Here is a 12179-nt window from a genome sequence, read left to right on the forward strand (position 1 = left end):
TCTGTCGGGTGGTCGACGCCCGTTCGTGGGCCAGGCTCGCCGCCAGGGGCCGCTTCTGCAGGTACTACCAGAATCGACGTCGCGACTATAAAAATCGACACCGTGTAGACTTTTGCTGAAGAGGGAGACTGGCTCCCTCGGTACCTCCCTGGAGGCGGAACAGTGGCGAAGCAGAATTGGCTCATCACCGGCGTCAGCACGGGCCTGGGGCGCGCTTTCGCCCAGGCCGCCCTGGCAGTCGGGCACACCGTCGTCGGTACCGTCCGTTCCGAGAAGGACTTGCGGTCGTTCGAAGAGCTCAGGCCAGGGCGCGCTCACGGCCGCATCCTGGACGTGAGGGACGATGACGCCGTATCCGGCGTGGTCGCCGGGGTCGAGAGCAGTGTCGGCCCGCTGGATGTCGTCATCGCCAATGCCGGGTACGGCTTGGAGGGGACCTTCGAGGAAACCCCGCTGGCCGAGGTGCGGCGGCAGTTCGAGGTCAACGTGTTCGGGGCGGCGGCCACTCTGCGGGCGGCGCTGCCCCACATGCGCCGGCGCCGCCGGGGACACCTGATGGCCGTCACCTCCATGGGCGGGCTGATGGCGGTGCCCGGCATGTCCGCCTACTGCGGCAGCAAGTTCGCCCTGGAGGGCATGTTGGAGGCGCTGGGCAAGGAGGTCGCGCAGTTCGGGGTCCACGTGACGGCGATCGAGCCCGGCTCCTTCCGCACTGACTGGGCCGGACGGTCCATGACACGCGCCGCGCAGTCCATCGACGACTACGACGAGTTGTTCACCCCCATCCGCGAGGCGCGGCAGAAGGCCAGCGGGAACCAGCTGGGCAATCCGGCCAAGGCAGGGGAAGCGGTCGTGCACATCGCGTCGGTCGAGAAGCCGCCGGCCCACCTCCTCCTGGGCTCGGACGCGCTGCGACTGGTCACCACCGCGCGCACGGCAGTGGACGACGACATCCGTGCGTGGGAGACGCTCTCGCGTACGACCGACTTTGCCGAGGGTGCTCAGCTTTGATGGCCGGTGACCAGCCCGGGCGGAGCCGTCGTACCACCGAACGCAAGGGCGACGTTCGGGAGCGGGCCATCCTCGACGCCTGCGAGGCTCTGCTGGTGCAACAGGGCTACGACGCCATGACCGTCGGAGACATCGCCCAGGGCGCGGGCATCACCCGGGGTGCTCTGTACTTCTACTTCGGCTCCAAGCAGGAAGTGGTCACGGCGCTCGTGGCCCGAACTGTCGAGCACCTGTGGAAACGGTCCGAAGCCACCGCGCGGACCGAGGAGCCGCGCCAGGCCATCGCAGCGGCCCTGGAACGCACGGTCGAGCTGTGGAACGAGCACGGCCCGGTGATGCGCACGGCCATCGACCTGTCGTTGACCGTGCCGGAGATCGGCGAGCTGTGGAAGCACACGGCCGACCTGTTCATCGCGGCCATCACTGCCGTCCTGGAGCGCGCCGGCGTCCAGGCCGGCGCCGCTCCGGACCAGGCCCCGGCGATGGCGCGCGCCCTGTGCTGGATGATCGAGCGGACCTTCTACCACGCCTCGCAGGAATCCCGCGAGAAGCTTCAGGAGGCGTCGGCGACCTGCGAACACATCTGGCTGACCAGCGCCGGCCTGATCGCCTGACGCATCTGCCATGGACACGGTGAGGGTCGACCGTTCATTCCCGGTCGGCCCTCACCCCGTGAAGTGGACACCGGTCCCGGTCAAGTGGCCACAGATCTGAACCGGGCAGCGATTCCGCTGATGGGAATCGTGCGGCTATGCAGCGAGGGCGGCAATGACCTTGTCGGTCATACGGTCGAGGAGGCCCGGTTCGGTGGGGGCCTGCCGGACTGCGGTGGCCCAGTACAGCGGGCCCGCCAGGAAGTCGAGGCCGAGGTCCAGGTCGGTGTCGGCGGGCAGCTCGCCGCGTTCGACGGCCCGGCGCAGGATCGTACCGACCTTCTCGCGGCGCTCTTCGCCGATGCGTTCGCCCAACGTGGCGGCGATGCCCGGGTGGTATGCACGAGCGGCGAGCAGGTCGGGCAGGATGCGGGACACCAGCGGATGACGCAGTGCCTGTTCGGTCTTGGTGAGGTAAGCCAGTACGTCGCCGCGCAGGCTGCCGGTGTCGGGGGTGTCGGCGGCGGTCACCGAGACCTGGACGAGGAGGTCGACGGTCATGGCCTCCTTGGACGACCAGCGCCGGTAGATGGCCGCCTTGCCGGTGCCGGCGCGGCGGGCGACGGCTTCCAATGACATTTTCCCGTAGCCGACTTCGGCGAGCTCCTCGAAGAAGGCGGTACGGAGTGCGTCGGTGACAGTGTCCTGCAGGACCGGGCCGCCCGGAGGGCGGGCTGGGGCTGATCGGCTCATGGCCGAAAGCATACCCAAGACGGAACGGTTGCGTCTCGGGTGGTGGGGGGCGTACGGTCTCACCAAGAACGAGACGGAACCGTTCCGTCTCGGTAATGGATGAGGGCAGCCATGGAGTTTCTCTTCGACGACGAGTCCTTCGCTTTCGAGACCCTGCGCACCGCCTGCTTCGCCCCCTATGGCGGCGCCGATCTCGGCGAAATCATCGTTACTACGCGTGCCATACCCGACGGTGATGAGGACGCCTGGTACGAGCAGTGGCGCGCCACCGCCGCCCGGGTCCAGTCTCTGGGCGAGAAGGCGCTCGCCGCCGGCCACCGAGTGAGCGCTCGCGAAGCCCTCTTGAGGGCCTCGAACTACTACCGCACCGCTGAGTTCTACCTCCGCGACAACCCCTTCGACGATGACCGGGCCAAGGAACTCTCGCGCCTGGCACGCAGCACGTTCGCCACGGCCGCCGCCCACCTGGACACCCCGGTCGAGCCGGTCTCGATCCCTTACGAGAACACGACCCTGCCCGGCTACCTCTTCCTGGTCGACGACTCCGGGACCCCGCGTCCAACCGTCATCTTCACCAGCGGATTCGACTCGATCCTGGAAGAGTCGTACTTCGCCGTCGCAGCGGCGGCCCTGCGCCGCGGCTACAACTGCCTCGCCTACGACGGCCCCGGGCAGGGCGCCGCCCTGCGCGAGCAGCGCCTGTTCTTCCGCCCCGACTGGGAAGCTGTCCTCACCCCTGTCGTCGACTACGCCCTCACCCGACCGGAGATCGAGCCCGACCGCATCACGCTGCACGGATACAGCTTCGGCGGCCACTTGACAGCCCGTGCCGCCGCCTTCGAGCACCGTGCTGCGGCCCTTGTACTGGACGGCGGCATCTACAGCTACTACGACGCCACCACCCGGCTGGTCCCGTCGTGGCTGCTGCAATGGGCCCTGGACGGCCGTGACGAAGAAGTGGAGCAGGTCCTGCCGCTGGCTCTGACACACAGCACATCCCTGCGCTGGGCTCTGCGCAACGGCGTCTGGACCTTCGGCGCCGACTCCATGCCCGATTACGTGCGCCTCTCCCGCTCCTACACCCTTGAGGGTGTCGCTCAGCAGATCACCACCCAGGCCCTCATCTTCGACCCGGACAACGACTTCGCCTTCAACGGCGAACCACTCCGCATGCACCAAGCCCTCAAAAGCCAAAGCACCCTGATCACCCTCCCCGAGATGGACGGAGCCGGTGAACACTGCAGCTACGGCGGCCGCTCCACCCTCCACCAGCACATGTACGACTGGCTCGACGAGACCCTCCGGGCCCACGTCTGAAGGACCTTGGCCCGTCGTTTCACTTGGCGAGCCGGCGGTGGTTGACGAGGCTGCTCCCCGGCTCCTCGGACACCGTCTGCTCAGCAAGGCTCGTCCTGCACAACACGCCACGGGCCCACAACACGTCACAGGCCCTGAGGAATCGACGTCTTGTCCCGTGGCGGCAGTCACTGGCCCGATCACGGCACGACACTCGCCGGGCGCTTCGTTCGCTATGGCGGCCAAAAGAATCAGGGGCAAGGGGCGTCGGCGGTGTCACCTGCAGCATTGGGGCATGCCGGATGCCCCCGCTCCGAAGACTCACGGCGCTGCGGGCCTTCACTGCCCGGCGCACCGCCGCTCACGCGAAGGGGGCCACCGTCCGCCCCATCGCCCGGTGCCAGTGTGGCTCCCAGCGCTGCGGCGGCCACCCCGACGCCGAGGTGTGCTGCGTCGACGCCGTCCTGCTGATGCTGCGCCACGGACCCGGTCATGCGACACGTCTGGAGCGACGAAGAGGTCTGCGAGGCCTGCCCGTCACTGTTCCCGAATGCCACGTTCTGGCCGCGCCGAGCGGCTCTGTCGCACTCCCGACCGCCCTATCGCGCAGAAGCCGGTGCCCGCAAGGCTGGCCGTTGCGGGCCGTTTCCCCTCACCGGTCGCCCTGGGCGCCGACGATGCGGTTCCCCTGCGGCACCCTCGGCACTCCCGGACCCGACGTTCCAGTCAAGGACACTGAGGCGCGAGACCCGCGCTGGTGACGGAGCCGCTGCCCCGCCTCGACTGCCAGCCTTGAGGCAGAGGGCCCGTGTTGTGCCAACCGTTCCGTCGCGCCTGCCCGGTGCTACCGCACCGGTGACGGGGGCTCACCGGCCTTGTGCCGCCTGCCGAACGCTTGCCGGTTCAGAAGGAGCGAACGGCCGCGTCCCGAACGCAGGGGCTGCGGTTGTGGTTGCAGCGGGGGGCGGAAGTCGACGGGTCCGCAGACGGAACCATCTGGTGCGCGACGCAGCAGTCGTGGCTCTGGCGCGGGGCTGCAGAGGAGAGAGGTGCGGCCCCGTGCCCAGCTCTGTTCCCGGTCCCGGTGACAGGTTGCACCAACGGCCCGTGGCCGGACGTACGGCCATGACCGCGGCGGCCGTTGCCGATGCGGCCGTCAGCGGAAAGACCACGTAGATCATCGCTGCGACGGCCGGCGGCCCTCCCACTACCTGATACTGCACGACGGCGCTTGCACTCTGCAGGGCCGTCAGGCCGCCGGCTGCCGCGACCAGCCAACGGCCGGCCCTCGCCGAGCTGCCGCACCAACCGGTAACGGCCCCCCAGAAGCTCATCACGCACTGCCACGCCTCCCCGCTTCACTCACTTCCGCCTCATCCCCGCCGACGAGCCGCCGCATCGCGGATCATTTCGCAACCGCCAGACCAGCATTGGCGAAACACTCAAATGACGACCCTCCGTACGCGTCGTCCTCTCGCGCCATGCCCTGCGAACAACGCGTTTGGGCACGCGAGCACGGCATCTCGACCGACTCCGGAACCACCCACCGCCGAATCTGCCCGCAGGAAGGCGTCCCCCGCCACGAGACAGGGCCGGCAGCCCGCATAGAGGGAGAGCTGGTGGTGTGGGAGGGCGCGCGGCTGGCGTTCGAGTGGCTGCAGCAGTGTCTGGCCCACTGTCGCGGCGCTCGCAGAGCGCTGGAGGCGCTGTTCGTAGACGCGCCCCTGCTCGTGCCTCTCACGCTGTGTCCGTCGACCACTACCGCGGCCACCGCGCGGGACTGGCTCACCTGGACAGCCGCAGGTCTGGAAGGCCTGTGTTTCAAGAGGCTGTCGGAGCCGTACCGCGCGGGGATCAGGGCGTGGGGCAACTACAAGGTCCGCGCCGCCACCGAGGCCGTCGTCGGCGCCGTCACCGGATCTGCGGCCTTGCCCCGCACGCTGCTGCTCGGCCGCTACGACGACACGGGGATGCTGTGCTACACCGGCCTACCGTTGTGCTCGCCCGCACTGCGGCGGCGGTACTTGCGGGCCGCGCGCTGACGCCGGCCGTCGGCGAGCACTCCTGGGAGGGGCGGACGTTCACTGCCGGGTGGGTGCGCGTGACGTCCTGGACGTCACGCTCGTCGGCCCGCTGCTGTGGTGGAGGTGAATGGTGGACGTTGCCCGCGACGGGTCCGGCCGGTGGCGCCGCCCCGTACGCCTCCACCGTGTGCGCCCGGACGTGCCACGGGAGGCCGTGGTGCTGTTCGGCGATTGAGGAGATGCCGCACCCCGGAGTAGCCGATCATGTAGAGCAATGACCGGCTCTCGGTGGTTTGCAGCTGGTCCCCTGTCACAGGAGCCCGATCTCCCAGCTCGGCGCAGTGCTGGAGCGCTTGTGACGGCAGCGTCTCGCCTCTCGATGACCAGGAAAGTCGGCTCGGGCCCTCGGCCCGCCCCCTTCAACGGATGTGCGGTGAATCGAGGCCGGGGCCCCCGCCGAGGACCCCGGCAAGGAAACGGTCCACGTCGCACCTGGCCATCTCCGAGCCGGCCGGAACGCTACGGTAGGTGTGGTCGAGCCACTCCTCCAGCGGCCGGGCGGACATCTCGAAGACAACCGTGACCTCCTCCGACGCGAGCTGCATCCAGACCGTCGTCTGTTCGCCGATGTACGTCGGCCAGACCTGGACGTCGCCGGTGCCGCTCACGGAGCGGAGACCCTGGTGCAGAACGTCCCGACCCACATACCAGGTCACCCGAGGGCCATGCGTCACGAGAAAGGTGAGCCGGACGAGCAGAGGAGATGCGGGGTCGAATCGGAATTCGGCTCGAACGTCCTCCCATGCCACGCCGTCCAGCATGCGGTGCAGAGTGAGGAAGAGGTTCTGCGAACCCGTACATGGTGATTGCACGTTTCCGTGGTCGTTGTTCATGGCGCAACTCCTTTCTGTCGCTTTTCGAATCGCCTCGTCCATTGAGCTCCGGATCGATCAGTGACGGCCGCGTCATAGCCATGGTGACCGGAGATGCTGGCCGGATGGAGAGGTCCGTGGCCGAGTCGTGGCGGTACAACAGAGACAGGCCGGCCCGGCCGGGTGTGACAGATGCATTTGAGTAAGCGGTTCTCTTGTCCGCGGGCCGTCGGCGAGGGGGCGGGCGGTGGTCGCTGCGCACGGCACCGCGGCGCTCGGCGGTCCAGGACATGCTCCGATAAGATGCGTGGGCGAGGGCATGGCGGAGCGGTACTTCCCGGCGAAGGCGGACATGGTGGCTGGCATCGCGCCGTTGCGGGGGCGACGCCGCGAGTTGGCGGAGCTGGAAGCGCTGGTGAGCCGTGCCCGCGGCGGCCGCAGCGGAGCGCTGGTCGTCTCCGGGGAGGCCGGTGTCGGCAAGACGGCACTCCTGGACCACCTCACGGCACGGGCCGCGGCACACGTCCGTACCGAGCGCATCGTCGCCTCCCAGTCGGAGATGGAACTCGCCTACGCCGGACTCCATCAGCTCTGCGGGCACATGATGGGTTCCGCCGCCCGGCTGCCGGCCCCGCAGCAGGAGGCGATCGAGGTGGCGTTCGGGCTGCGCAGCGCCGCCGCGCCGAGCCCGTTCCTCGTGGGGCTGGCCCTGCTGGGGCTGCTCACCGAGGCCGCCGAGGAGCGGGCACTGCTGTGCGTCGTCGACGACGCACAGTGGCTCGACCAGGCGTCCGCGCGTGCCCTCGCCTTCGCCGCCCGGCGTCTGGACGCGGAGGGCATCGCCCTGGTGCTCGCCATGCGGCAGGCCGACCCGGTGTTCGCGGGCCTGCCCCACAGGGTGGTCGAAGGGCTCGGTTACGAGGACGCGTGCGAACTGCTGCGCCTGGCCGTACCCGGTGGTCTCGACCTGCGGGTACGCGACCAGTTGGTCGCGGAGGCCCGCGGCAATCCCCTCGCCCTGCGCGAACTGCCCCGGGCCCTGAGTCCGGCCCAGATCGCCGGGGGTTTCACCCTGACGGGTTCCCTGCCGCTGGAGAGCCGCATCGAGCAGAGCCTGGTCGTCCAGCTCGCCCCGCTGCCCGCACCGGCGCGCCTCCTGCTGCTCCTGGCGGCCGCGGAGCCCACCGGTGACCCGGGGCTGCTGTGGCGTGCGAGCGCGGTACTGGGACTGGGGCCGGAAGCCTTCGACGCCGCCAAGGACGCCGAGGCGTTCGTCGTCGGCACCCGTGTCGGCTTCCGCCATCCGCTGGTGCGGTCGGCCGTGTACCGGGCGGCGTCACCGGGGGACCGGCGTCGCGTCCACGCCGCTCTGGCGGACGTCACCAGCGTCGAGCACGACCCGGACCGCCGGGCCTGGCACCGGGCCAGCGCGACCCTGCAACCGGACGAGGAGGTCGCCGCCGATCTGGAGAAGTCCGCCGTGCGTGCCCGGACCCGCGGCGGCGCGGCGGCCGCCGGCGCGTTTCTGGAGCGGGCGGCGGAGCTCACACCCTCGCCGTTCCGGCGCGGGCAGCGGCTCATCGCGGCCGCCGAGGCCAAGCACGACGCGGGCGCGTCGGACGCGGCCCTGCGCCTGCTCGGGACCGCCCGCGCCCTTCCCCTCACCGCGCTCCAAGAGGCGCTCGTGGTGCGGCTGCGCGCGCGGGCCGGATACGCGCTACGGCGTGACCGCAGCGGGGCGCAGCACCTGCTCGACGCGGCACGGGGACTCGAAGGGCTCGACCCGGTCCTCGCCCGCGACACCTACATCGAAGCGCTCGCGGCGGCGACCTACGGCGGCAGGCTCGGTGACACCGAGCAGGTGACCGCCGTCGCGCACGCGATCCTCGGCGCCACGCCCGCCGCCGAGGGGACCAACCGGGCACGGGACCTGATCCTGCGCGGGCAGGCGCTGCTCGCCACCGAAGGGCAGACGGCGGCGCTCCCCACCCTGCGACGGGCGCAGCGTGCGTTTCTCGAGCAGGCGCCGGACTTCCTGGAACTGCACTGGATGTGGTTCGCCTCCCGCGCCGCCCAGGATCTGTGGGACCCCGCCGGGCTGCGCGCGCTCGCCGACCGGCAGGTCGAGCTCGCTCGTGCCGAAGGCGTCGTCACCGTACTGCCGATCGCCCTGAGCCTGCTGATGCTGGTGCAGACGATCGACGGCGACCTGGACGCCGCCGAAGCCTCCTGCGACGAGATCGACGCCATCAAGGAGGTCACCGGCAACCCGCTGCCGCCGTACGGACGGCTCCTCCTCACCGCGTACCGGGGCCAGGCCGACGAGGCGGAGCGCCTGGCCGAGCGGGTCAGGGCCGACGGGCTCGCCCGCGGCGAGGGACACGCGCTGAGCGCGGCCAACTTCTCCGAGGCCGTCCTCTACAACGGCCTGGGCCGCTTCGCCGAGGCGGTGGCCAGCGGCCGGCGCGAGCTGCCGTACACCCACGAACTGAACCTCGCGATGCGCACGCTGCTCGAACTGGTGGAAGCGGCCGCGCACACCGGTGAGCGCGCGCTCGCCGAGCAGGCACTCGAGCAGTTGGCCGGCGTCACGCGGCCGGTGGGCACCAGCTACGCGCTGGCCGTGCTGGCGATGGCCGAGGCGCAACTGCGTGCCGACGACGACGCCGAGAAGCTCTTCCTGGACGCGATCAAGCGCTTCGAGCACGAGCGGATCCCGATCTGGGTGGGGCGTTGCCGCCTGCTGTACGGCGAGGCCCTCAACCGCCAGGGGCGGTCCGCCGAGGCGCGGGAACAGCTCCGCACCGCGCACCGGGTGCTGACAGCCTGCGGAGTGAACGGATTCGCCAAGCGCGCCGCGGACGAACTGCGCGCGAGCGGCGAGACCTTGCGGGTCCGCACACGAGGGCCGGCGGCGCGGCTCACCGAGCAGGAACTGAACGTGGCGCGCCTGGCCCGCGAGGGGCTGACGAACCGGGAGATCGGCGCCCGCCTGTTCATCAGTGCGCACACCGTCGAGTACCACCTGCGCAAGGTCTTCGTGAAGCTCGGTATCAAGCGGCGCACCGAGCTGAAGCCCGCCCTCGCCGGACTCACCGCGACCGCGTCGAGCACATGAACGCCCGGGCCCAGGCGCCGGACCCCTCGCCCGCGTCCGCACGCGGGCGACGGCCGGCACCAGGCGCAGCGGACCGTCGCCCGCCCGTTCACCGCCCGGCGGCCGACGCTGCTACTTGCTGAGCCACAGGTCGGGGCCGAACACCTCGTAGTGGATGTCCCTGGGGCTCAGCCCATGGGCGAGCAGGTCGGCGCGGACGGCTTTCATGAAAGAGAGCGGCCCGCACAGGAACGCGATGGTGCCGGGGACCGGGGACAGGACGGTGAGATCGGCCCAGCCCTCGTTGACGTGGTCCGCCGAGGAATCCGGGTGGTTCGCGGTGTCCTCGTACCACAGGTGCAGTGAGGCGTGGGGCAGCCGCTCGACGAGCGCGGTGAGTTCGAGCCGGTGAGCGTGGTGAGCGGGGGAGCGGTCGGCGTGGACGACGGTGACCGGACGGTCGGGCGCCGCGGTGGCCAGATGCTCCAGCATGGCGAGCATGGGGGTGACACCGATGCCCGCGGAGGCCAGCAGGAGCGGACCGTCACCCTCGGGCAGCAGGAGGTCGCCGAAGGGCAGGGACACCCGCAGGACGTCACCGGGGCGGGCGTGGGTGTGCAGCCACGTGGAGACCTCCCCGTCCGGCACCTGCCCGTCCAAGGAGCGCTCGCGCTTCACGGTGAAGCGCCAGGTTCCGCCGCCGGGGGCGCTGGAGAGGCTGTACTGCCGTATCTGGTGTGCTCCGTCCGGAAGTTCGGCCCGCACGCTGACGTACTGGCCGGGGACGAAGGGGCGGGTGGGCGAGCCGTCGGCGGGGCGCAGGACGAAGGAGGCTGTGTCAGGGGTCTCCTCGTGGCGTTCGACGATCTTCATGTTCTGCCAGACGGAGCCGTCCTCGACGTCGGCCCGGGCGTACAGACGCGCCTCCATGGCGATGAGGGCGTTCGCCATGAGCCAGTACACCTCGTCCCAGGCGGCCGCCACTGCCGGGGTCACGGCGTCGCCGAGGACCTCCGCGACGGCCGCGAGGAGGTGGCGGCCGACGAGGGTGTACTGGTCGGACGTGATGCCCAGTGACGCATGCTTGTTCGCGATGCGGCCGAGTACGGCGTCGGGGCGCTCGTCCGGGTGTTTCACGAGTGCGGTCGCGAAGGCGGCGACGGCACCGGCCAGTGCCTCGCGCTGGACGCCACTGGCCTGGTTCGCGCGGTTGAACAGGTCGCGCAGGAGCTCGGGACGCTCCTCGAACATGCGGCGGTAGAACAGGTCGGTGATCGTGCCGAGAGAGGCTCCGACCGCGGGGAGCGTGTCGCGGACGATCAGGGCCGACTGACTGGAGAGCATGCCTACTCCGAACTGGGATCTCAGATGCTTGTTATCCGACGTGCCACGGACCGCATGTGCGGCTCGTCTTCTCAGTGAGAGACCGGACAGCGGCCGGACTTGTGACGCCATGTCAGGAACCGGCCGCTGACGGACGACGGGAAAGCTGGAGACCGGGTGCCGGAGCTATGAGTTCCCAGGTCCGCGGACGACTCCCTGGGCATGGAGGAACGCGAGGACGGAGGCGCGGAACCGTGCGGGCTGTTCGAGGTGCGCGAGGTGCCCGGTCTCCTCCAGGACCGTCAACTCGGCCTTGTCCAGCCCCTCGTGCAGCAGGGCGGCCCATCGTGGCCCGCAGATGAAGTCGTGACGGCCCGCCAGGACCAGGGCCGGCGGGCTGAGGAGGGGCAGTTCGTCCCGGACGTCGAAGGGAGATTCCTCCCCCAGGGAGGGGGCAGCGTACATGCGCAGCGTCCGACGGGCGGGCGCGAACTCCGCTTCTCTGCCCCAGTAGTCGTGAAGGTAAGCCGGCATCAGTGCGCGCAGGACGGCGGTGGCGCCGTCGTCGTCCAGCAGGCCGAGCCGCGTGGTGAGGGTGGCGGCGTAGTCCGCGACCTCCGGATGGTCCTCGACGTGGTCCTTCACGAACCGTTCCATGGCGGTGGCTGCCGCCGACCAGAACTCCTCGTCCGCGACCGGTGAGGTGTCGTAGAGAACGAGGGCAGTGACCCGCGCGGGATGGTCGAGGGCGTACCGCTGGGCCACGAAACCACCGTGGGAGTGACCGAGTAGGGCGAACCGTGACACGTTCAGGTGCTCGACCACGGCGTGCAGGAAGTGCGCGTACGTGGCCACGGTGTAGTCGCGCGGGTCCGGGAGCCGCCCGGAGTCGCCCGTGCCGACCGGTTCGACGTAGACCATGGTCAGGGAATCCTCAAGACCGGGCATGCGCAGGTACTCCCAGCCGATGCCCGGTCCGCCCGAATGAGCGAGACACACGGGCCCCGAGCCGGCGACGTGGTAGCGCAGTGCGACGCGGGCGGGACCGTGCGGAACGGTGATCGTGTGCGTGCCGGGAGACAGGGGGGCGGAAGGATCTTCGGGTGTGCGCGGGAGAATCCCCGGCCGATGCGTGTGCTTCACGTCGTCCCATGATCCGTGAGGGGCAGAAACATCACAAGGAAGAACACAATGAGTGATGACACTGTTA

Annotated in this window: 9 protein-coding genes; 5 read left to right on the plus strand and 4 right to left on the minus strand. The window is 70.1% G+C overall.

All coding sequences use genetic code 11. The annotated features are described in order from the left end of the window. The first annotated feature begins 162 nt into the window (after nucleotides 1-162). Nucleotides 163-1011, plus strand: a complete 849-nt coding sequence (locus ACZ6IM_RS33150; RefSeq protein ID WP_469561725.1) for an oxidoreductase — start codon at nucleotides 163-165, stop codon at nucleotides 1009-1011. Continuing rightward, the gene (locus ACZ6IM_RS33155) at nucleotides 1011-1625 is read left to right on the plus strand and encodes a TetR/AcrR family transcriptional regulator (RefSeq protein WP_469561728.1); all 615 of its coding nucleotides are present in this window, start codon (nucleotides 1011-1013) and stop codon (nucleotides 1623-1625) included. Before ACZ6IM_RS33150 ends, ACZ6IM_RS33155 begins: the two co-directional genes overlap by 1 nt. 135 nt (nucleotides 1626-1760) lie before the next feature. On the opposite strand, the gene ACZ6IM_RS33160 is transcribed toward ACZ6IM_RS33155, so the two are convergent. Continuing rightward, nucleotides 1761-2357: a TetR/AcrR family transcriptional regulator gene (locus ACZ6IM_RS33160; protein WP_311584972.1), complete on the minus strand. Its 597-nt coding sequence runs from the start codon at nucleotides 2355-2357 to the stop codon at nucleotides 1761-1763. 111 nt (nucleotides 2358-2468) lie between these two features. On the opposite strand from ACZ6IM_RS33160, the gene ACZ6IM_RS33165 reads away from it, so the two are divergent. Both ACZ6IM_RS33165 and ACZ6IM_RS33170 read left to right on the plus strand, forming a co-directional pair. Continuing rightward, nucleotides 2469-3674, plus strand: coding sequence for an alpha/beta hydrolase family protein (locus ACZ6IM_RS33165; RefSeq protein WP_469561731.1), 1206 nt, complete (start codon nucleotides 2469-2471; stop codon nucleotides 3672-3674). Between the two features lie 1598 nt (nucleotides 3675-5272). Further along, the gene (locus ACZ6IM_RS33170; RefSeq protein ID WP_402678250.1) at nucleotides 5273-5695 is read left to right on the plus strand and encodes a hypothetical protein; all 423 of its coding nucleotides are present in this window, start codon (nucleotides 5273-5275) and stop codon (nucleotides 5693-5695) included. 401 nt (nucleotides 5696-6096) lie between these two features. Here the strand turns inward: ACZ6IM_RS33170 and ACZ6IM_RS33175 are convergent, their stop codons facing one another. Continuing rightward, a complete protein-coding gene (locus ACZ6IM_RS33175; protein WP_469561734.1) occupies nucleotides 6097-6612 on the minus strand; it encodes an SsgA family sporulation/cell division regulator in 516 nt (171 codons plus the stop codon). Between the two features lie 244 nt (nucleotides 6613-6856). Between ACZ6IM_RS33175 and ACZ6IM_RS33180 the strand changes: the two genes are divergently transcribed. Continuing rightward, complete coding sequence (locus ACZ6IM_RS33180; RefSeq protein WP_469561737.1) at nucleotides 6857-9667, plus strand: helix-turn-helix transcriptional regulator; 2811 nt, start codon at nucleotides 6857-6859, stop codon at nucleotides 9665-9667. Between the two features lie 111 nt (nucleotides 9668-9778). Here ACZ6IM_RS33180 and ACZ6IM_RS33185 read toward each other — a convergent pair whose 3' ends face one another. Then, a complete protein-coding gene (locus ACZ6IM_RS33185; protein WP_402678253.1) occupies nucleotides 9779-10990 on the minus strand; it encodes a globin domain-containing protein in 1212 nt (403 codons plus the stop codon). A 165-nt stretch (nucleotides 10991-11155) separates the two neighbouring features. Continuing rightward, entirely contained in the window at nucleotides 11156-12112 is a 957-nt protein-coding gene (locus tag ACZ6IM_RS33190; RefSeq protein WP_469561741.1) for an alpha/beta fold hydrolase, read from the minus strand. Nucleotides 12113-12179: the final 67 nt, after the last annotated feature.

The organism is Streptomyces sp. NPDC042336, from assembly GCF_055581985.1.

Coding starts and splice junctions, on each gene's coding strand:
- ACZ6IM_RS33155 (WP_469561728.1), top strand. CDS start 1,011: ATGGCCGGTGACCAGCCCGGGCGGAGCCGTCGTACCACCGAACGCAAG.
- ACZ6IM_RS33160 (WP_311584972.1), bottom strand. CDS start 2,357: ATGAGCCGATCAGCCCCAGCCCGCCCTCCGGGCGGCCCGGTCCTGCAG.
- ACZ6IM_RS33165 (WP_469561731.1), top strand. CDS start 2,469: ATGGAGTTTCTCTTCGACGACGAGTCCTTCGCTTTCGAGACCCTGCGC.
- ACZ6IM_RS33175 (WP_469561734.1), bottom strand. CDS start 6,612: ATGGACGAGGCGATTCGAAAAGCGACAGAAAGGAGTTGCGCCATGAAC.
- ACZ6IM_RS33185 (WP_402678253.1), bottom strand. CDS start 10,990: ATGCTCTCCAGTCAGTCGGCCCTGATCGTCCGCGACACGCTCCCCGCG.